20 protein-coding genes and 1 tRNA gene are annotated in these 20,234 nt (G+C 34.6%); 17 read left to right on the top strand and 4 right to left on the bottom strand.

Annotation, left to right across the window (positions count from 1 at the left end):
• Window positions 1-27: 27 nt before the first annotated feature.
• The 8 genes from FJR03_RS04485 to FJR03_RS04520 all read left to right on the top strand — a co-directional run bounded on the left by FJR03_RS04485 (window position 28) and on the right by FJR03_RS04520 (window position 8,264).
• Window positions 28-1,023, top strand: a complete 996-nt coding sequence (locus FJR03_RS04485; protein WP_193114452.1) for an RluA family pseudouridine synthase — start codon at window positions 28-30, stop codon at window positions 1,021-1,023.
• Window positions 971-2,353, top strand: a complete 1,383-nt coding sequence (locus FJR03_RS04490) for a fibronectin type III domain-containing protein (RefSeq protein ID WP_193114453.1) — start codon at window positions 971-973, stop codon at window positions 2,351-2,353. The genes FJR03_RS04485 and FJR03_RS04490 overlap by 53 nt, the downstream gene beginning before the upstream one ends.
• The gene (trmB, locus tag FJR03_RS04495) at window positions 2,353-3,522 is read left to right on the top strand and encodes a tRNA (guanosine(46)-N7)-methyltransferase TrmB (protein WP_193114454.1); all 1,170 of its coding nucleotides are present in this window, start codon (window positions 2,353-2,355) and stop codon (window positions 3,520-3,522) included. Before FJR03_RS04490 ends, trmB begins: the two co-directional genes overlap by 1 nt.
• Window positions 3,515-4,186 (top strand): cell division ATP-binding protein FtsE, encoded by a 672-nt coding sequence (locus FJR03_RS04500; RefSeq protein WP_193114455.1) that lies wholly within the window; start codon window positions 3,515-3,517, stop codon window positions 4,184-4,186. The genes trmB and FJR03_RS04500 overlap by 8 nt, the downstream gene beginning before the upstream one ends.
• The gene (locus FJR03_RS04505; protein WP_193114456.1) at window positions 4,173-4,985 is read left to right on the top strand and encodes a cell division protein FtsX; all 813 of its coding nucleotides are present in this window, start codon (window positions 4,173-4,175) and stop codon (window positions 4,983-4,985) included. Before FJR03_RS04500 ends, FJR03_RS04505 begins: the two co-directional genes overlap by 14 nt.
• Entirely contained in the window at window positions 4,985-6,211 is a 1,227-nt protein-coding gene (locus FJR03_RS04510) for a murein hydrolase activator EnvC family protein (protein ID WP_193114457.1), read from the top strand. Before FJR03_RS04505 ends, FJR03_RS04510 begins: the two co-directional genes overlap by 1 nt.
• A gap of 43 nt (window positions 6,212-6,254) precedes the next feature.
• Window positions 6,255-7,727 (top strand): threonine synthase, encoded by a 1,473-nt coding sequence (thrC, locus tag FJR03_RS04515; RefSeq protein WP_193114458.1) that lies wholly within the window; start codon window positions 6,255-6,257, stop codon window positions 7,725-7,727.
• Between the two features lie 117 nt (window positions 7,728-7,844).
• Window positions 7,845-8,264 carry a hypothetical protein gene (locus FJR03_RS04520; RefSeq protein WP_193114459.1) on the top strand — a complete coding sequence of 140 codons (420 nt, stop codon included), beginning with the start codon at window positions 7,845-7,847 and terminating at the stop codon, window positions 8,262-8,264.
• Window positions 8,265-8,269: 5 nt separating this feature from the next.
• On the opposite strand, the gene FJR03_RS04525 is transcribed toward FJR03_RS04520, so the two are convergent.
• Entirely contained in the window at window positions 8,270-8,872 is a 603-nt protein-coding gene (locus FJR03_RS04525) for a toxin-antitoxin system YwqK family antitoxin (protein WP_193114460.1), read from the bottom strand.
• Window positions 8,873-8,928: 56 nt separating this feature from the next.
• Window positions 8,929-9,690, bottom strand: a complete 762-nt coding sequence (locus tag FJR03_RS04530) for a pyrroline-5-carboxylate reductase (protein WP_193114461.1) — start codon at window positions 9,688-9,690, stop codon at window positions 8,929-8,931.
• Window positions 9,691-9,749: 59 nt separating this feature from the next.
• Between FJR03_RS04530 and FJR03_RS04535 the strand changes: the two genes are divergently transcribed.
• Complete coding sequence (locus tag FJR03_RS04535) at window positions 9,750-10,982, top strand: glutamate-5-semialdehyde dehydrogenase (RefSeq protein WP_193114462.1); 1,233 nt, start codon at window positions 9,750-9,752, stop codon at window positions 10,980-10,982.
• A 9-nt stretch (window positions 10,983-10,991) separates the two neighbouring features.
• On the opposite strand, the gene FJR03_RS04540 is transcribed toward FJR03_RS04535, so the two are convergent.
• A complete protein-coding gene (locus FJR03_RS04540) occupies window positions 10,992-12,146 on the bottom strand; it encodes a response regulator (protein WP_193114463.1) in 1,155 nt (384 codons plus the stop codon).
• Window positions 12,147-12,273: 127 nt separating this feature from the next.
• Between FJR03_RS04540 and rsmH the strand changes: the two genes are divergently transcribed.
• The 8 genes from rsmH to FJR03_RS04580 all read left to right on the top strand — a co-directional run bounded on the left by rsmH (window position 12,274) and on the right by FJR03_RS04580 (window position 19,883).
• Window positions 12,274-13,200: a 16S rRNA (cytosine(1402)-N(4))-methyltransferase RsmH gene (rsmH, locus tag FJR03_RS04545; protein WP_193114464.1), complete on the top strand. Its 927-nt coding sequence runs from the start codon at window positions 12,274-12,276 to the stop codon at window positions 13,198-13,200.
• Window positions 13,197-13,475, top strand: coding sequence for a hypothetical protein (locus FJR03_RS04550; protein WP_193114465.1), 279 nt, complete (start codon window positions 13,197-13,199; stop codon window positions 13,473-13,475). The genes rsmH and FJR03_RS04550 overlap by 4 nt, the downstream gene beginning before the upstream one ends.
• Window positions 13,476-13,487: 12 nt before the next feature.
• Complete coding sequence (locus tag FJR03_RS04555; RefSeq protein ID WP_193114466.1) at window positions 13,488-16,586, top strand: efflux RND transporter permease subunit; 3,099 nt, start codon at window positions 13,488-13,490, stop codon at window positions 16,584-16,586.
• Window positions 16,587-16,594: 8 nt separating this feature from the next.
• Window positions 16,595-17,032, top strand: a complete 438-nt coding sequence (locus FJR03_RS04560) for a globin domain-containing protein (protein ID WP_193114467.1) — start codon at window positions 16,595-16,597, stop codon at window positions 17,030-17,032.
• 64 nt (window positions 17,033-17,096) lie between these two features.
• Window positions 17,097-17,173, top strand: a tRNA-Ile gene (locus FJR03_RS04565).
• 164 nt (window positions 17,174-17,337) lie between these two features.
• A complete protein-coding gene (locus tag FJR03_RS04570; protein WP_193114468.1) occupies window positions 17,338-17,724 on the top strand; it encodes a very short patch repair endonuclease in 387 nt (128 codons plus the stop codon).
• Between the two features lie 95 nt (window positions 17,725-17,819).
• Window positions 17,820-18,713, top strand: coding sequence for a DNA cytosine methyltransferase (locus FJR03_RS04575; RefSeq protein WP_193114469.1), 894 nt, complete (start codon window positions 17,820-17,822; stop codon window positions 18,711-18,713).
• Between the two features lie 15 nt (window positions 18,714-18,728).
• Window positions 18,729-19,883 carry an HpaII family restriction endonuclease gene (locus FJR03_RS04580; protein ID WP_193114470.1) on the top strand — a complete coding sequence of 385 codons (1,155 nt, stop codon included), beginning with the start codon at window positions 18,729-18,731 and terminating at the stop codon, window positions 19,881-19,883.
• A 38-nt stretch (window positions 19,884-19,921) separates the two neighbouring features.
• Here FJR03_RS04580 and FJR03_RS04585 read toward each other — a convergent pair whose 3' ends face one another.
• Window positions 19,922-20,224, bottom strand: coding sequence for a hypothetical protein (locus FJR03_RS04585; protein ID WP_193114471.1), 303 nt, complete (start codon window positions 20,222-20,224; stop codon window positions 19,922-19,924).
• Window positions 20,225-20,234: the final 10 nt, after the last annotated feature.

Here is a 20,234-nt window from a genome sequence, read left to right on the forward strand (position 1 = left end):
CATAGATATGTAATATAAAGGTATATAATGAAAGAACTTAAAGAGTATATTTGTGAAAAATCAGAAAGATTAGATACATTTTTAGCTTCACAAATAGCTCAAACTCGTTCACAAATAGCCCAACTGATAAAACAAGAAGTTGTGTTTGTAGATGAGAAGTTAGTAGCTCGTCCCGGTGTAAAATTAAAAGCGGGACAAAAAGTAAGGGTAGAGTTTCCCGAACTGAAAATTGATGAGGTTAATACCAATTTACTTGAAGAGGTTTCTTGGGCAAAAGAGGTAGAAGTTCTTTATGAAGATGATGACATTATGGTTATCAATAAACCAAGCGGAGTAACTGTACATCCTGCACCAAGCGTAAAAGAACCAACTTTAGTTGACTGGCTCAAGTTTAAAGGGATAAGGCTCTCTACAATCAGCGGTGAAGAGCGTCACGGGATCGTGCACCGTCTGGACAAAGGGACATCGGGTGCGATGGTGATTGCAAAAACAAACGAGGCACATGAGTTCCTGTCTCAACAACTGCAAGATAAAAGTATGGGTAGATATTATCTTGCTATAATTGCACCACCATTAAAAGATGATATCACTACTGTTGAATCAAATATAGGTAGAAGCAGTTCAAACCGTCTAAAAATGGCAAGTGGCTTAGAGCACGGTAAGTACGCAAAAACAATGTTCAAACAACTGCTGCTAAGTGACGATGAAAGAATGCAGTTAATTGCCTGTAAACTCTTTACCGGCAGAACGCACCAGATTAGAGTACACTTAGAGAGTTTAAACAGACATATTGTCGGGGAACACCTGTATGCACAAAGCCCGAAAATGGAGAAATCGGAACGAATTTTGCTCCATGCATACATAATATATTTTATACATCCGACAACAAAAGAGCGACTCTCTTTTGAAGCAAAATATGATGAAAATATGAAAAGTTTTATAGAGAAAAAATTTGATATGGAGAAGGTTGATGAAGTTACTAAGCTTAAGTACATTACTGACAGCTTCACTACTGACATTTAATGCTTGTAGTGGTGTAAAACCAAATGTAGATGAAAAAACTGCCGTTGATGATACGCTTCCGGTTATAACACTTACACAAAACGGGATCATGTCAGATATGACTAGTATCGCTTTTGAGTGGAATAGTATTAAAGATCCAAGAGTAAAAGAGATATACGTATACAGAACATCTCCAAAATCTGAAAACAATAAAGAGATGCAATATTATGAAAGTGTAAACAGTCGTTTTAAAACACACTATGTTGATGATGATGTATCACCTGATACTATCTACTCATACAGTTTTCGTGTTTTAGCGGAAGATACTCAGGGAAGACTCTCTCAAGTTTATAAAGTAAATACAAAACCTGTTTTACAGTCTGTTGCATGGATACATAGTATTACAGGACTTCCTAGAAGTGCAAAAATCATTTGGCGTCCCCATTCAAATCAAAGGGTACAAAAGTATATTGTAGAGCGTAAAACACTGGAAGAGACTGAATGGGAAACAATTGAGACTATTAACGATAGACTAAATGCCGAGTTTTTAGATACAGAGCTTAAAGATAATTATGTTTACATGTATAGACTTAGAGCAAAAACATATGACGGTATTATTTCAACACCTTCACAGATCGTAAAAGTTATAACAAAACCGTTGCCAAAAACAGTTACAAACATCAGAGTAAGTACAAACCTTCCAAAACAGATAAAAATAGACTGGGAAGCAACGACGCAAAAAGATTTTTCAAGATACTATGTATATAGATCTACAAGTATAGACGGAAATTATGAGCTGATCGCAAAACTTCACAACAATACTTTTATAGATAAGATTGATGAAGATGGTGCGCGCTATTTTTATCGTGTAAGTGTTGTTGATAAAGATGGTTTAGAGAGTGAAAATGAAAAAAACAGCATAATGGGTATGACACTTGCAAAACCTGCGGCACCTGCAATTTTTAAAGCAGAACTTGTCGGTTCGTATATAGAGCTAAACTGGTCAAAAGTTGATCCAAGATCAAAAAGTTATATTATTGTAAAAGAGACACAAAAAGGTTGGCTTGATACGAAACGTGACGAGTTTAGAGATATTGCGGCAACACACTATAGAGATAATGTTGTAGATGCCGATACTACATACACATATAGAATCTACTCTTTAGATGAAAATAAAATTTTATCTGAATCAAGTGAGCCTGTAGTTGTAGTAACTCCAGAGTCAACAGAGTTTATAGAAGCTCCAAAAGCATCAGCAGTAGAAGAACAAACGGTGAAAAAACCGGTTGAAGTGAAAACACAAGAGAAGGTGATAGCACCTGCAGAAGATTTAGATATTAACGAGTTATAATGCCACATTTACATATTAAAGAATTTAAAAATATAGACTTGCCTCAAGAGATTGACGGTGTAAAATTTAATTTCCTAGCTGATAATGCTACAAGAGATGATGAACAACTTATATCGACAACGGTTGATGGAGAGAGATTCTTTTTACTGGTAAAAGAGGATGGGGAGAGAGTCCTTTTAAAGACAGACAAATTAACACGCCCTGCATCGATAGGCATTGTTCATAAAGCTCTCTTAGCATATGCAAAAGGTGCCAAGCTTGAGGTGTTAGCTTCAAATGTTGTTGATAGAAAAAATGTCCACCTTGAAGAATCAACGGCACTTAAAAAAATAGAATACTTTGCAAAAGAGTTTCCTGAAGACAGAGAGGTGCGTATCGAGGTTGGTTTTGGTTCGGGACGTCATTTACTGCATCAAGCGGCAAATAACCCGGATGTACTTTTCATTGGAATTGAGATCCACAGACCTTCTATTGAGCAGGTTTTAAAACAAGCGGTTATTCAAAAGTTAGACAACCTTTTAGTTCTCGATTATGATGCAAGACTTTTTATGGAGTTAGTACCTTCAAATTTAGTGGGAGCGGTATATGTACATTTTCCGGTACCTTGGGATAAGAAACCGCATCGCCGTGTGATCTCGACTGCTTTTATTGAGGAGTGTAGACGTGCGCTTAAAGTTGGCGGTACGTTGGAGCTTCGAACAGACAGTGAAAACTATTATGCTTACTCGTACGAAACGTTTATAGCATTTCCAAAAACAACACTTCTTATCAATAAAAACAAAGATATTGCTGTGAGTTCGAAGTATGAAGACAGATGGAAAAAGATGGAGAAAAACATCTATGATGTTATTATGACTAATGATGAAGACTCTGAAGCTCTTTCTATCGAAGGTAATTTTGAATTTGATGAGGTAAAACTCTCAAACGAAGAGCTGATAGCTTTACACGGAACTACAAAAAGGTTTGAGAGTGGTTTTATCCACTTTGAAAGAGTCTATAAAACAGATGAGGGTGTGATGTTGCGTACATCTATGGGAAGTTTTGACAGACCTGAACATCTTTATGTGATCGTTCGTGAGAAGGGGGTAGAGTATTATCCTGAACTCCCTTTACGATCAAAAGCAAACCTGAAAGCACATCAATATCTAAATGAGGTCTTGCATGGATAAAGTTATAATCGCCGAAAATCTATCTCTGTCTTACTCGAGTGAAGAAACCATTATAAACAAAGCGAACTTTTCTATAGATTCCGGTAGTTTTGTTTTTATAACAGGTGCAAGCGGTAGTGGAAAATCTACACTGCTTAAATCTCTTTATGGTGCCTTAAAACCTAAAGAGGGTTCACTGGTAGTAGGGGGAGTTGAGTTAAAAAATGTATCTAACTCAAAACTCAATTTTTTACGAAAACATTTAGGGATAGTTTTTCAAGATTATAAACTTGTCAAAGAGTGGACTATTGAAAAAAATATTATGTTGCCGCTAATCATTAACGGTTACGATAAAACGGTAACGCAAAATCAGGTAGATTCTCTACTAAAGCATGTACGATTAAAACATCAAGCGGGAAAATATCCTCTTGAACTCAGCGGTGGGGAGCAGCAGCGTGTAGCTATGGCCAGAGCACTTGCACATAATCCGATCCTGATTTTAGCAGATGAACCTACGGGGAATCTTGATGATTACTCTTCTCAACTTATCTGGAACCTTTTAGAGGGTGCAAATGAACAGTTGAAAACGACAGTTATTGTCGTAACACACCATATACCTGAAAATATGAAAGTGAATTATAAACATTATCATATTGAGTTTGGAGATATCCGTGAAGTCCTTTAAAAATCATATATCTTTAGTATTAGCTTTACTTGGGATTCTTTTCGCCTTACAGGTATTTATGGTTGTTGAGCGTTCTATTGACAGCTATAAAGAGAATTTGGCAAACAATTACTCTTTAGTAGTAGTAAGTGAGAAAACTTTAGAGACAAAGCAACTCAAATCGATCGATCCGTTAATTGCAAACATGGATAGCCTATCTCCCGACAATATCATTAAAAAACTAAATACGGGCATTAACAAAACAAACTTGGAACTTTTAAAGCTGACATTACCGAAGTTTTATAAAGTAAGTCTGCAGCACTATCCAAGTCCATCAGAACTAAAAAGCTTAACGCAAGCACTATTGAAAAATAACTACATTACAAAAGTTGAAACGTTTGAAAAAACTCACGACACTACCTACAGACTTCTTTTACTCTTTAAAAATGTAATAACCGTTTTTGCTTTTACGGTTATAGTCGTAACACTCCTTTTAATCTCAAAAGAGTTAAGAATATGGCAGTTTAAACATAATGAGCGTATGAGCATTATGGGACTTTTTGGAGCACCTTCTTGGCTTAGATCAGCAGTACTTTTCCGCCTTGCTATCGTAGATGCTCTGATCGCATCATTCTTGGCTTTTATACTGTTTTCATATATAAGCACGCTTCCTATGATTGCACAAGAGTTTGAGCATATAGGAATTAATGTAGTACTTTTTGATTATACATATGACTTTTTACTTATGCTTGGTGTATCTATCTCTGTAGCGATTATACTGGCATCGTTTGTAGTGTTAGGTCATAAAGAAGAGGTATAATGATCAAAATATTTTTCTCGTTAGTTTTACTGTTCTCTTTTGTTCACGCTGCAAATAATATTGATAAAAAAATAAAAAGCACGAGTCAAAAACTCAATACTTACAGTAAAAATTACTCTAAGATCAACAAAAAAATGGCGCAAACGGCTAAGGCGATTTTAGAACAAAAACAAGAACTCTCAAAACAAGAAAAGTATTTAAAAGCACTCAAAGAGGAGTTAGAGTCTAAAGCGAGCAGTTATAAAGACAGTCGTGTACAGCTTGATGAACTCAGAGAGAAACAGGTACAGCTCAAAAAAAAGCAAAATAAGCTTGAGCAGGAGCTTGTATTTGTTATAGCACAAAGCGTTTCTTTATCGATCATCTTAGAAGAAGATTTTAAAAGTGATGCAGACTCTTTAATTGAGCTGGAAGTACTTCGTTCGATGTTGGAATCTTCAAGGAAAAAAGCAAAAGAGTTAAGTGAAAAGTTTTTAGCTAACTCCAACGATATAGAATTTTTAGTTAAACATGCGACAACTTTAGAGAGTTCAATTAAAGAGATTGATGATAAGCGTAAAAAACTACTTATAACGCAAGAGGAAAACAAAAAAGCGCTAAAGAAACTAGAGGTTGCAAAAGCATCTTACAAAAAAGAGCTGCAAGGGTTATTAAAGAGACAAAATGCTCTTAAAGATACACTTTCACATCTAAATATCATTAAAGTTGATCAGCAGAAAAAAGCGCAGGAAGAGAAAGAACGTAAAGCTGCTTTAGCGAAAAAAGAGATCTATGTTGATAACAACAACCTGCCAAAAGTAAAAAAACACGGTAGCTCTTATCAGGCGATGAAAACGATTAAGTATCGTGGAGCAAAAACAATTGCACCGTTAAACGCTTATACTATTACTAAAAACTATGGGACATATACAGACCCTATTTACGGGATTAAGATCTTTAACGAATCGATATCTTTAAAGCCTAAAAAGCCAAATGCAAAAGTAAGGACGGTATTTAACGGTAAAGTTATCTACGCAGATAAAACAGCAGTACTTGATAATATTGTTATTGTAGAACATTCCCATGGTTTACATACTATCTATGCAAACTTATCTCAGATAGCTCCAAATATAAAAACAGGTAAGAAGATTAAGAAAGGGTATACAATCGGAAGAGTAAAAGATGAACTTATCTTTGAAGTTACCCAAAAAACATCCCATATTAACCCTATAAGATTATTTAGGTAGATTTGGGTATAATCGCGAAAAATTTTTAGATTAGAGAAATGATATGAACTTTATACAAACTCGTGGCATCGATCCATCAAAACCTAAAACAGTGACTTTTTCACAAGCTATCTTAGACCCGATAGCATCTTACGGCGGACTTTACGTTCCTGAAAAACTTCCTGAACTAGGGCAAGCATTTTTAGATAAACATTTAAACTCTTCATACAAAGTATTAGCAAAAGATATGTTAGATGCTTTTGATATCGATATTGAATCAGAAGTAATTGATGAGGCTTTAAACCTATACGATAAGTTTGATGATGCAGCTAATCCTGTACCGGTTGTAAAAGTAAAAGAGAATCTTTATGTAAGTGAACTATATCACGGTCCTACTCGTGCATTTAAAGATATGGCATTACAACCTTTTGGTATTGTACTTTCATCTATTGCACAAAAAAAGAATGAAAACTATTTAATCTTAGCTGCAACAAGTGGTGATACTGGTCCGGCTGCATTAGAGACTTTTAAAAACCGTGCGAACGTAAGAGTTGCTTGTTTATACCCTGACGGTGGAACAAGTGATGTTCAAAGATTACAAATGGTTACTGAAGATGCCCAAAACTTAAAAGTTATCGGTATCAACGGTGTATTTGATGATGCACAATCTGCTCTTAAAAGATTACTAGCATCAAGTGAATTCAAATCTGCACTCTCTGAGAAGAATACAAAACTTTCAGCGGCAAACTCTGTAAACTTCGGTCGTATCATTTTCCAAATCATTTACCATATTCACAGTTATTTAGAACTAGTACGTCAAAATGCGATAGAGATGGGTGAAAAAGTTTACCTAAACGTTCCAAGTGGAAACTTCGGTAATGCACTTGGCGGATACTATGCTTGGAAAATGGGACTTCCTGTTGAGAAGATTATCATCTCTTCAAATGAAAACAATGTATTAACACGTTTAATCAAAACTGGAAAGTATGATCTTAACGGTTGTGATGTAGTAAATACAACTTCACCTGCAATGGATATCTTAAAATCTTCAAACGTAGAGAGAATCCTTTTTGATATGTTTGGCGAAGTAAGAACAAAAGAACTTATGCAAGACCTAGAAGAGAAAAATGTTTATGAGCTTACAGCAGATGAACTAGCAACTTTACGCACTTGTTTCGATGCAGATTTCTGTAATGGTGACGAAGGTAAAGCATATATCAAAGATACGTTTGAAAATGATAACTACTTAATGGACCCTCATACTGCAACATGTTTTAAATCTTATGAAACATGTAGTGATCCTAAAATAAAATCTATTATCTACTCAACTGCAGAGTGGACAAAATTCTCTCCTGTAATTGCAAATGCACTAACAGGTGAAGTAGATGCAGAGGATATCATTGCATTAGAATCAATCTCAAATACTGCAAAACTGGCAATCCCTGCTATGGTAAAAGAACTTTTTACTAAAGAGATTGTTCAAAAAACTATTATCAACAAAGAAGATATAGAAAAAGAGATTTTAGATTTTATCTAAAACTCTTTTCCTCTTTTCACCCCTTTAATTTCTCTAAAATCAATATTTCTTATACTCTTTTATACTTGTTTAATATTATATGTCATACAATGATAGTATCTTGTAATAGGATTGGTCATGGGTATAGATGAAGACTTAGAACATAAACGACACATGATGTATTATAATCAACTTCTACAAAGTGATAGAAGAACGAAGCTCAAAGGTGAAAAAAGTAAGAAAAAGAAAAAAGACAAATTGAGCTTTGGATCACAGAAAGTTGATTTTAAAGACTATGTATATGCACCTGATGATTATGAATTCATAGCTTATATTTTTTATTTTGTAGCTATACCTTACCTCACTGGTGCTATTTTCCTATTTTTATTTATAGCCGGTGGTGACTTTGATAATTTTATGTTGTTAAATCTAAACTCTTTTATAATCGTGTGGTTAATAGGGTATGAGATAGTTGCGGCATTTTTACTTTTTTGGATTTTTATCATGTTCTTACAATATGAACGTGAGGATGATGAAGACCCTTACGGATTTGGATGAGAGCGTTATTTTACTCTCATCTCTTTTGGAGCATCTTTAGGTACAAGTCCGTACTTTGAAAGATCAATCATAATCTCTTCTCTTTTATCTTTAAGAAGTTTTTGCATAACAGGGTTTCTATCCATTTTGTATGTTTCTGTTTTAATAACATTACCTTGATGATCGTAGTATTTTTTTAACCCCACTTTGTAATTGTTTTTATAATAAACTTCAGAATAAAGATACCCTTCAATATCCCACTCTTTCATAACACCTTCACGTCTTCCCATAACGTAGTTAACTTCAGAACCAAGTACACCGTTATCGTAGAAGATTTTTTGAATATCATGTTTTTGACCGTCAACATACTTTACAGTCAGTTTTTTAGCTCCGTTATCGTAAAAAGATGTGTAGATTCCGTTCTCTTTTCCATCGATAAAATTAACTTGTGATTTCACTTTACCGGTATCTGTATACCAGTATGTCATGCCGTTTCTTTTACAGTTTTTATACGTTGATGACTGAGTATTGTCTTTTTGAATATATTCACTAGGATCTGCACAAAAAAACTGAGTATCATTAGCAAAAATAGCAGTAGAGAGCAATATTAAAGATAGAGACTTTAACATAATAGTTCCTTATATAAAATTTTTAAAAATAATACCATATACTCATCACATTTTTATCAAGATAATTCTGTCGCGCGTTTATAGGCACTTTCAATTGCATCCATACAAGCGTTTCTAACATTTCCTTTTTCAAGTGCACCGTATCCTGCAGCAGTTGTCCCACCCGGGCTCATTACACCATCTTTTAAAAGAGCAGGGTGGATATCTTGGATCAGTTTTCCAAAACCGCCGAAAAGTCCACGCATAATCTCCATTGCATCATCACGTTTAAGTCCTTGTTTTACCGCACCGTCTGTAAGAGCTTCAGAGATGAGTGCTAAGTATGCAGGGCCGCTACCTGCTAAGCCCGTAGCGATATCTAACTCTTTTTCGCTTCCCAGCCATACAGTTGGTCCTATTGCAGAGAAGATCTCTGTTGCTTGATCTTTATATGATGCATCTCCCGTCATTGTTGTCATAGAGTGGTGAACTGAAGCAGCCAGGTTTGGCATAGTTCTTACAACAGCCCCTGTATTAAAGTTATTACGTAGTTTTTCAACAGTACTTCCCGCTAAAACAGAGTAGATCACTTCAGCTTTACCAATAAACTTTTTTGAAACCTCTTCAATGTTATATGGTTTTACACATAATATAATCTGTTTCCCCTCTATGTTAAAGTCATCCATTAAAGCTTTTTCTGTCGGTACACCAAGCGCTTTTTCAAATTTTTCTAATTTTGTAAGGTCTCTTCCAACAACTTCTATTTTATATGTGTTTTTTAAGCCTTGGGCAATGCTAAGTGCCATATTTCCGTTACCAATAAAAGTTATTGTTTTCATATTTTGTCCTCATTATCTTTTATGTTATTATAACATCAATATATTAGAAGGATTTGAGTATGGAACAATTTTTAAACGAAGCAAAAAAAGGAAGTAGGGTTTTAAATACTTTAAGCGGTAGAGAAAAAAATAGAATTTTAAGAGAGATGGCTGAAGCGATGAGAGCAAATACAATGACTTTGATCGAAGCAAATGCAATAGATATGGCAAACGGGAAAGAGAATAATCTCTCTTCAGCACTGATGGACAGACTGTTATTAGATGAAAACAGAATCGATGCCATGGCTGTTGCAGTGGAGGAGATCGCAGCACTTAAGGAACCGACAGGTCGTGTACTAGATGGTTGGGTAACGGAAGATGGACTTAAGATCGAAAAAGTATCTATCCCTATAGGTGTGATAGGGATCATATATGAATCTCGTCCAAACGTTACAAGTGATACCGCTGCACTTTGTTTTAAAAGCTCAAACGTATGTGTACTAAAAGGTGGAAAAGAGGCTGAAAATTCTAATCAGGCGATTGCAAAAGTACTACAGGCTGTTTTAGAGAAAAATAACTTACCAAAAGAGCTTATTTCACTTTTACCTGATAGCTCACGTGAGGGTGTTGCTAAACTTATTAAGATGGATAAATATGTTGACCTTATTATTCCTCGCGGTGGTGAAGCACTAATTCGCTATGTAAGTGAGAATGCTACTGTAAGTGTTGTAAAACACGATAAGGGACTGTGTCATACATATATTGACAAAGATGCAGATCAGGAAAAAGCGGTAAAAATCGCGATCAATGCAAAAGTACAACGTCCAGGTGTTTGTAATGCTATGGAGACTTTACTTGTAGATAAAGCAGTAGCTGCAGAAGTTTTACCAAAACTAAAAGAGGGATTTGATGCAGCTGGAACAGACTTAAGAGGTTGTGGGGCTACACAAGATATCATCAATGTTACAAATGCAACTGATGAAGATTACGATACTGAGTATTTGGCAAACATCTTAAGCATTAAAGTTGTTGATGGTGTTAATGAAGCGATTGAGCATATTGTAAGATTCGGTTCGGGACACTCTGAGGCTATTATTACCGAAAATATTACAACTGCCGAAGAGTTTTTAAATAACATTGATGCAGCAGCACTTTATGTAAATGCAAGTACACGTTTTACTGATGGAGGGGCTTTTGGTTTTGGAGCGGAAGTTGGGATCTCAACAAATAAACTTCATGCTAGAGGACCTATGGGAATTGAAGGCTTAACAACATATAAGTTTAAAATCTACGGAAGCGGTCAAACAAGATAAAAAGAGTATCTATTTTTGATACTCTTTTATATCTTCAAGTAATATTTTCAGGTGGTGCTGATACTGTTGAATAAGTGTCAGGTAGCTTTTCTCTGTATCGTCTGAGAGAGAATCTTTTATATATGTCGCAACATTATGTAGTTTTACGGCACCGATATTTGCCGATACACCGATAATATCTAAAAGCAGTTTATCTGCTTTTTTCAGATCGTTATTTTCTAACATACTAATCAGTCTTTGATCGGAATCACTATATGTTTGTAAAAATTCACTTAAAATTTCATGGTAGAAAGCCTCGTCACCACCACAGATCTCTAAACCTTTATCGCCGTCAAGTTCTCTTGTTGAGACAACATTGACTATATCCTCATCATCTGATACTTCCTCTTCTGAATCTCCGGAATATGCATATAAAATATCATACAATGCATCCATTTTAAGAGGTTTTTCGAGGTGTTCAGACATACCTGCTTCTGTCATTTTTCTTATATCGTCTGATGCAGTATCACCACTTAGTGCTACAACTACGATATGATCATATTCAGGTGTTGCACGTATACGACGTGTAGCTTCAAAACCGTCAATATTTGGCATATGGGCATCCATTAAAATTACAATAAAATTACTATCATTCTGCAAAATGCTTAATGCTTCCGCTCCATCATTTGCAACCACTACTTCTATTCCGCTGTCGGCTAAAAGTCCAAGGATAACTTTTTGGTTAATGAGGTTGTCTTCGGCTAATAAGATTCTTTTGCCTGAGAAATCTTGAAAGCTCTCTTTTGTGATTTTTCCATGTGGTGGGACATCTCTTTTTTGAAATGTTTTAGTCTCAGGAATTTCTTCCTCTTTGACTTCCTCTTCGATAACACCGAAGTCACCCTCTTCAGAGCCCATACCTTGTGGCTCTTCTTCCATTAAGTCTTTTGGCTCTTCAGGGGCTTTTTCTTCCTGAGTTACAAGTTCTTCTTGAGCTGTTTCTTGTTGCTCATCATATTCATCTTCTACATGAGCTTTTTCTTCTGTTTCTTTTTCTAGCTCATCCTCGATTATCTCTTCAGTAGGCTTTTTAGTAGATATTTTATAAATAACAAATGCGACTATAAGAATAGCAACAACAACGATAGCAACCAGCTCAATATTATTTTGTAACTCTTCTAACATTTCTCTCTCTTTTTTGTTAATTTTACTAATAGTACACTAACTAAAATTAAAGATAAATTATACTCTTGGCACAAGACTTTACAATTTTGGGGTATAATCTGAATAAAATAATTGCTCAAGGAAAATTTTGGAAAATATCCCACATATACCAGTTTTATATAGAGAAGTTGTAAGTGCTTTTGATGACATTAGAGATGGGATTATCATAGATTGTACAATGGGATATGGCGGACATTCAAGCCTCATCTTGGATAACAATCCAAACATCAAATTGATCGCTATCGATCAAGACCAAACGGCAATAGACTTCTCAACAAAAAGACTGGAAAAATATGGAGAGCGTGTTGAGATAAGAAAAGGGCGCTTTTCAAATGTGATAAAAGATATTTTAAATGAGTATGACCCTCGAGATATTAAAGGAGTGCTTGCAGATATCGGTGTATCTTCACTGCAGCTTGATCAAAAAGACAGAGGATTCTCTTACGAGAGCGATAACCTTGATATGCGTATGGATAAAGATGCCCCACTTAGTGCTTCAAACGTAGTAAATGAATACTCTCAAAACGATTTGGAGATCATATTACGTGACTACGGAGAGATGAGAAACTATAAAAAAGTAGCTTCAGTTATTATGCAGAATAGACCGTTTCACTCTGCTAAGGAGTTAAGCCAGAAACTCAACCCTTTTATGCCTAAGGGGAAAAAGATCCACCCTGCAACACTTTTAATGCAGGCTATCCGTATAGAGGTAAATGATGAGCTTGGAGAGTTGAAAAATTTACTCGCAGCTTTAGAAGAAGCAAAACTTCCAACTGCAAAAATTGCGATCATCTCGTTTCACTCTTTAGAGGATCGCATAGTAAAACAAACATTTGCAGCATGGGCAAAAAGTTGTATATGCCCGCCTCAAGCTATGAGATGTGAGTGTGGAAATAACCATAATTTAGGGAAAATTCTTACAAAAAAACCGATTACGGCTCAAAGTGATGAGCTTAAAGATAACGCTCGAAGTAGAAGTGCTAAACTACGAGTATTTCAAATGGAACTGGAATGAATGATAAAACAGAACTTTTAGAAGAGTATGACAATCTAATTAAAGTTAAACAAAAACTTGATTTTAATTATTTTTTATATATGCTTCTTGTGATTACCTTTTTAGCTGTTTTTGCTTTTCCAAAGATTTATATTAATCAGCAGATATATTATACGAGCAGGGATATAGCAAAACTGCAGGTAGAGTATGAAACCCTACAAGAGGAAAACAAACTTATCCGCTCATCGGTTGAGTCGATCAAGTTTAAAAATCAAGTTTTAGATACGATGTTTTAGTAAGGAAATTCAGTGGTACGCAGTTTTATCAGGTTCTCTATTGAGAAACCCCTTTTAAACCATATACTTTTAATATTTATATTTATGCTCTCTATTTTTGCATATATAAACATACCAAAAGAGATTTTCCCGCCGATGAATATGGACAAGATCGTAATTACGGGCGGTTACACAGGGACTTCAGCTGATGTCCTCGATAAAATGGTCGTGCAGACGATCGAAGATGATATGCAAAATATCGATGATCTTGAAGAGATCAAAAGTGATATCAAAAACGGTGCATTCACAATCTCGGCAGATATTAAACCGGGTGCCGATAATATTTTGGTTCTCAATGATGTAAAAGATATAGTAAGCGGTGTAAAAAAAGATCTTCCATCGGATATGAATGAACCAGTTGCTAAGATCAAACTTCATGCTTTTCCACTCGCACTTATTGCACTCTCAGGTGATGTTTCCAAAGAGGAGCTGTTAGAGAAAGCTGAAGAGTTAAAAAGCGAGCTTTCAAACTTTAAAGATCTCAGTGATATTACTATCCGCGGTGATGCTGATGAAGAGCTTGATATTGTCCTCAACAACGATAAAATTAAAGCGTACGGATTACAGCCCGCACTTGTGGTTTCAGCAATCAGTAATATAAGTTCTATCTTTCCGATCGGTACGATCAAACAACAGGCAAACCACCTTTATATCTCAACATTTAACGGGGAAAAAACGAAAGAGGGTGTAGAAAATACCTTGATCGATGTTGGGGGTAAGAAACTAAAAATCAGCGATATCGCTGATGTGGCATTTACACTTAGTGACGAGGCTGAACTCTCCCACTATAACGGTGTAAGAAATATCTCAGTAAATGTGACAAAAAGTAAAGATGGAAATGCAATAGCACTTGTAAAAGATATTCGTACACTTTTAAAAAATTTACATCAGAAAAATCCGCAGTTCAATTATGATATCTATACAGATACTTCTGTGTGGATTAAGAACCGTTTGAATGTTGTTTTCTCAAACATCATGTTTGGATTGATGTTAGTATTTTTAGCGATGCTTATCTTCATTAACCGCGGGATTGCATTTGTTGTAGCACTTGGAATTCCTGTAAGTTTTATGATAGGCCTCATTGTAAGTGAACTACTTGGAGACAGTTTAAATATGCTCTCTCTTTTAGGTGCGTTAATTGCCCTTGGGATGCTTGTGGATGAAGCTATAGTTGTAGCTGAAAACATCTACCGTCATTTAGAGGAGGGGATGGAGCGTAAAGAAGCGGTTGTTCAGGGTGCAGTTGAGATGTTCCCTGCAGTTTTAACGGCAACGCTGACAACTGTATTTGCTTTCTTACCTATGCTCCTTATGAGTGGAGAGATGGGAATGTTTATAAAAATCATTCCAATTATGATCACAGTACTACTTTTATCTTCACTCTTTGAAGCATTTTATTTCCTGCCACTTCATGCACATGAATTTTTAAAAGTCTCTAAAGAGGGGAGTTTTACAAAAAATTTATGGGCTAGAATGTATGTACGCTATAGTAAAGTATTGCACTTTTTCTTTAGAAGAAAGGTTATTTCACTTATCACAATGGTCTCTTTGATCATCGGAGCTACAGCACTTTTTGTTTCACAGTTAAAGTTTCAACTCTTCCCAGAATTTGATACGACACAGGTTTATGTGTACGGTAAGGTAGATATCAACAATGAACTTACAGATACGGAACAATATGTTGCACAACTAGAGAAAAAGATCTTAGAGAATATTGATCCTCAGAATGTCTCTTCCGTTACTTCTGTTATCGGTTTTAAGATGGACTCTAAAAACAATGCTGAAGTGGGAGAGAATCTCTTCCATATCTTTGTTGATCTAAAAGAGAGAGCTCCTGTAAATATGTTCGATACATACATAAGCCCTTATCTTTCTATAGAGTACGATAAAGATGTAAAAACACGACAAAAGGACTCAAAAGTTATTGCTCAGGATATAAAAGAGCTTTTAAAAGATGAGTTTGTAAAATATGACGAGCTGGTTGTAAAAGTTCCGGGAGCGGGTGTTATTGCACACGATATCGAGATAGGTTTACGATCGCAAGACGGCAGAGATGTTGTACCGTATCTAAAAGAGCTTGAGAGTGAGATCGCAAAAATAAACGGTGTGTTTAATATCTCTGATGATGCAACACTGGGAGAGAAAGAGTTAAAGCTTCGTATAAATAAATATGGTCAAGAATTGGGCTTTAATGAGCAAAGCATCTCTAACTCTTTGCGTGCGTATTATCTCAAAGGGGAGTATGGAAAACTCTTTAATAACAGTGGACTTGTTCGTATAAAAATTGAGAGTGATATGAACGAAGATATAGACTCTTTAAAAGATCTAGAAGTTCAGGTTCCTTCAACAAATCAGTATGTACTGCTGAAAGATATTGCAGATTTTATCTATGTACAAAGTTATGTGACATTGAAAAAAGAGGATGCTAAACGTATAAAAAGTTTCTATGCCTCTTTAGACAAAGATATAATTACATCTTCCGAAGTTATGAAAAAACTTCAACCTGCATTTGAGAAGCTTAAAGGTGAAGGTATTTTAGTTGATATCAAGGGTGAAGAGAAAGAGAATAAAAAGAATATCAGAGAGATGACACAGTCTGCTCTGATTGCACTATTTTTAATTTTTATTACATTGGTATGGTTGTTTGATTCTATAAAGAAATCTTTAATTGTTATCAGTACAATACCGTTAGTTTTACTTGGTGTATTTGTCGGGCATTACGTGATGGGAATAAACCTGACAATGCCTGGGATGATAGGTATTGTAGGACTTGCGGGTGTTGTTGTTAATGACGGGCTTATTATGGTTGACTTTATAAAAAAAGCAAAAGATACTGAAGAGCTGATGAGCAGGGCAAAAACGAGACTTCGTCCTATTCTTTTAACATCACTTACAACGGTGCTTGGACTTTTAACACTGATCTTCTTTGCCTCGGGGCAAGCGATGATTCTACAACCGATGGCTGTATCACTTGGTTTTGGTATAGCATGGGCGACAGTGTTAAACCTTATCTATGTACCGCTTTTATATGCAGTGGTATATAGAATAAAAGCACCGCAAAATATTAATTAGGAGAGTTTATGAATTTTGATATAGCATACGGAGAGTTTGGCGTAAGACCACCGGTAACAAAACCGATCCCAGAATTTTTGATCGAAGTAGGGGAAGAGGGGATAAGAAAGTTAATTGACGAACATTATGAAGCTATTAAAACAAGTGACATAGCACACCTGTTCCCGATCGATCCTCAAGACCTAGAAAAGGCTAAAAAACATGCAGCAGATTTTTTCATTCAGATCTGTGGCGGACCTGATTACTTTAATCAAAGCAGAGGTGCTCCTCAAATGGTAGGTCGTCATGCACGTTTTCGTATAGATGCCAAAGCGAGAGAGACATGGCTGACTCTTTATATACCACTGCTTGAAAAACTAAAAGAGGATGGTGTGACAGAGACGTCGTTACAGTCGTTTTGGAACTATCTAAATGTATTCTCTTTATGGATGGTAAATACACAATAAATTTCGGATAAATAGTAAGCTATTTCTAAGCAACCGCTGAGTATAATTTCGCCCTATCAAAAGTGGGTTCGTAGCTCAGTTGGTTAGAGCCCTCCGCTCATAACGGAGTGGTCCCGTGTTCGAGTCACGGCGAACCCACCACTTTTAATCCCCTATAATACGTACTTTAATCAATAAAAAAATAAATTTTTATACAATCTTTTTATACATTTTTACTAAAACTTGACGAAATTTGCAATAATGTGTAAAAATTACTCAAAAGTTTATACAAAGATTTCTTTCTATGTTAATACCAAAGGGATATTATGGATAGTAAAACAGCAAAAAAGATAAAATCTAAAAACACTAAAATAGAAGTAGTTTTAGGTAAAGCAATGTGGTCTTATGGTTATAGATATCGAAAGCATTGTAGAAATGTTTACGGGAAACCAGACTTTTGCTTTAAAAAGAAAAAAATAGCAATTTTTTGTGATAGTGAGTTTTGGCATGGTAAAAACTTTTTAGAAGGTGAGCAATTTAAAACGAATGCTGATTTCTGGGAGACAAAAATAAAGCGTAATATTCAGCGTGATATAGAAGTAAATAATTTTTTAAAAAAAAATGGTTGGAAAGTAATACGTTTTTGGGGTAAAGATATTATCAAAAATTTAGATGATTGTCTAAAACTTATTCATACAGAAATGGAAAAATAAATATTGCAAAATGTCAACAAAAACAAATATAAAGAAGTTTGTAGTTATACTTTCAGAGAATAAAGACAGAAGAAAAATTGAATATTAGAAGTAGAATGGAAAAATATAAATTTATAGATTTGTTTGCAGGCATAGGTGGCTTTCATTTAGGATTACATAATGAGGGATGTGAATGTGTATTTGCATCTGAAATAGATAAGTATGCACGAGAAACTTATACTAAGAATTTTAAAAAACTATCCCCTAACTTATTTAAAAACAATAATTTTAATGATGATATAACTGCAATAGAAGAAGAATGTATAAAAAAAGAAATTCCTGATTTTGATATATTATGTGGAGGATTCCCTTGTCAGCCATTTAGTCAGGCAGGCTATAAAAAAGGTTTTGAAGATGATAGAGGAAATTTATTTTTTCATATTGCAAAGATTATTGAGAAAAAACAGCCTAAAGCATTTTTCTTAGAGAATGTTCGTCATTTAGAAAGTCATGATAAAGGTAAAACATTCTCAACAATTCAAAAGGTTATTACTGAAGATTTAGGATATTCATTCTATACAAAAATTTTAAAAGCTTCAGATTTCGGGCTTCCTCAACATAGGCCTAGAATTTTTATAGTCGGTTTTAAAGATGATGTCTTTGAAAAAGATGATGAAAAAAAATTTAAATTTCCGACTCCTAAAAAAGAACTTGATTTTACAATGAGTGATGTATGGGAAGGTCAATGTAGTAGAGATGTTGGCCTAACATTAAGGGTTGGAGGACGAGGTTCTCCAATAGATGATAGGAGAAATTGGGACGGTTATTATGTTAATGGAGAAGTTAAAAGACTTACTCCTAAAGAAGGAAAGAAAATGCAAGGATTTCCAGATAGTTTTATCTTTCCAGTAACAAATGCTCAAGCAATGAAACAGCTTGGTAATAGTGTCGCAGTTCCTGTAATACAAGCCATAGCAAAGAATATAATCAATTACATGGAAAAATTATAAGAGAGGTATTCTAATATGAGTCTACGTGGAAATAAAGGAGAATGGAGTGAAGTATACACTTTATTAAAACTTTTAGGCGAAGGTGAAATTTACGGAGCCGATGATAAACTAGAAAAAGTTACAGACTTGGTATACCCAATTTTGAATATTTTACGACAAGAGAAAGATTCTAAAAGAGAATATCATATTAATGGTTCAATAAAGCTATTAGATGGAGACTCTAAGGATATTATAAAAGAATTTGATAAATCTAAATTTCTTGAATATTCTCAAAAAATTTTTTCAAATTTAAAAAAATTAAGTGGTAGGTCTATAAAAATAGAAAAATTTGAAAACTATGAAGAAATCCAGAGTTTTTTAAATGATATAAACGTAAAAAGTTTAAAAGCTAAAAGTCTTGATAAAGCAGATATTATAATTACTATTCATGATAAACAAACTGGAACAGCACCAACATTGGGTTTTAGTATAAAGTCATTAATTGGAGGTAAATCAACTTTATTCAATCCTGCTCCTGGAACAAATTTTATTTTTGAAATAGTAGTTCCTGATAAAACAGGCTTTGATGAAAAAAGTTTTAACAAATTAACTTATACTGAAAGTCCCCGATTAGGGAAAAGAATACAGAAAATAGAAGACTTAGGATTTAATATACAATTTGATTCAATACAATCTAATACATTAGATTTGAATTTAAAATTAATAGACGGTGATTTATCTAAGATCCTTGCTTACATGTTATTATATAGACATAAATACGGAAAAATAAAATTAACTGATGTTCTTAATTTATTAAATAAATATAATCCACTAGGGTATGATCTATCACGCGGACATCCCTTTTATGAGTATAAAATTATCAAGTTTTTATATGATATTGCATTAGGTATGACCCCAGAATGTATTTGGACAGGTGAGATAAAAGCAAATGGTGGGGTAATTGTCGTGAAAGATAATGGTGAAGTTTTAGCTTATCATACCTATTACAAAGATAAATTTGAAAAATATTTACTAGAAAATACAAAACTGGAAGAACCCTCTACTGGAGAAGATCCTGAAAAACCAGGTAATCCTAGAGAGGGTGCGAAAAAATATTATTATGGATGGGTATATGAAGAAAGTAATCGTTTCTTCATTAAACTAAATTTGCAAGTTCGTTTTATTAAATAAGTAGTGTTATATACTCTAGGTTAAAAGCTAGATTCTTATTATAGAACTTCTCTAATATAGTCTTGAACTCGTAATAAAGATGTACATACTTGAATAATATTTTCATCCATCATCTCATTAGCACTTTGTAAACCTTTTGTAACTAGTTCTAGTGTTGCTAGAAATTCACTTAGATATGTTTCATCATCTATAAGACAAGAATACTTATCTTTCAGAGTTTCTAGTATCAAATAAGCACCTGCAAACATATCATTTTCATGTCTGTCTGATGCAATGGATAAGTTATTAATAACATCATCAATTATTCCAAAAATTATTGGATCACGTGTTACTATTGTCACTTTTTCTCCT

It is taken from the genome of Sulfurimonas marina (assembly GCF_014905095.1).
GTDB classification, from domain to species: Bacteria; Campylobacterota; Campylobacteria; order Campylobacterales; family Sulfurimonadaceae; genus Sulfurimonas; species Sulfurimonas marina.

Excerpts from the sequence above, each read along its gene's own strand:
- FJR03_RS04535 (WP_193114462.1), top strand. The coding sequence starts at position 9,750 with ATGGAACAATTTTTAAACGAAGCAAAAAAAGGAAGTAGGGTTTTAAAT.
- FJR03_RS04580 (WP_193114470.1), top strand. The coding sequence starts at position 18,729 with ATGAGTCTACGTGGAAATAAAGGAGAATGGAGTGAAGTATACACTTTA.
- FJR03_RS04500 (WP_193114455.1), top strand. The coding sequence starts at position 3,515 with ATGGATAAAGTTATAATCGCCGAAAATCTATCTCTGTCTTACTCGAGT.
- FJR03_RS04570 (WP_193114468.1), top strand. The coding sequence starts at position 17,338 with ATGGATAGTAAAACAGCAAAAAAGATAAAATCTAAAAACACTAAAATA.
- FJR03_RS04560 (WP_193114467.1), top strand. The coding sequence starts at position 16,595 with ATGAATTTTGATATAGCATACGGAGAGTTTGGCGTAAGACCACCGGTA.
- FJR03_RS04525 (WP_193114460.1), bottom strand. The coding sequence starts at position 8,872 with ATGTTAAAGTCTCTATCTTTAATATTGCTCTCTACTGCTATTTTTGCT.
- FJR03_RS04550 (WP_193114465.1), top strand. The coding sequence starts at position 13,197 with ATGAATGATAAAACAGAACTTTTAGAAGAGTATGACAATCTAATTAAA.
- FJR03_RS04510 (WP_193114457.1), top strand. The coding sequence starts at position 4,985 with ATGATCAAAATATTTTTCTCGTTAGTTTTACTGTTCTCTTTTGTTCAC.
- thrC (WP_193114458.1), top strand. The coding sequence starts at position 6,255 with ATGAACTTTATACAAACTCGTGGCATCGATCCATCAAAACCTAAAACA.
- FJR03_RS04520 (WP_193114459.1), top strand. The coding sequence starts at position 7,845 with ATGGGTATAGATGAAGACTTAGAACATAAACGACACATGATGTATTAT.
- FJR03_RS04490 (WP_193114453.1), top strand. The coding sequence starts at position 971 with ATGAAGTTACTAAGCTTAAGTACATTACTGACAGCTTCACTACTGACA.
- FJR03_RS04540 (WP_193114463.1), bottom strand. The coding sequence starts at position 12,146 with ATGTTAGAAGAGTTACAAAATAATATTGAGCTGGTTGCTATCGTTGTT.
- FJR03_RS04575 (WP_193114469.1), top strand. The coding sequence starts at position 17,820 with ATGGAAAAATATAAATTTATAGATTTGTTTGCAGGCATAGGTGGCTTT.
- FJR03_RS04485 (WP_193114452.1), top strand. The coding sequence starts at position 28 with ATGAAAGAACTTAAAGAGTATATTTGTGAAAAATCAGAAAGATTAGAT.
- FJR03_RS04530 (WP_193114461.1), bottom strand. The coding sequence starts at position 9,690 with ATGAAAACAATAACTTTTATTGGTAACGGAAATATGGCACTTAGCATT.
- trmB (WP_193114454.1), top strand. The coding sequence starts at position 2,353 with ATGCCACATTTACATATTAAAGAATTTAAAAATATAGACTTGCCTCAA.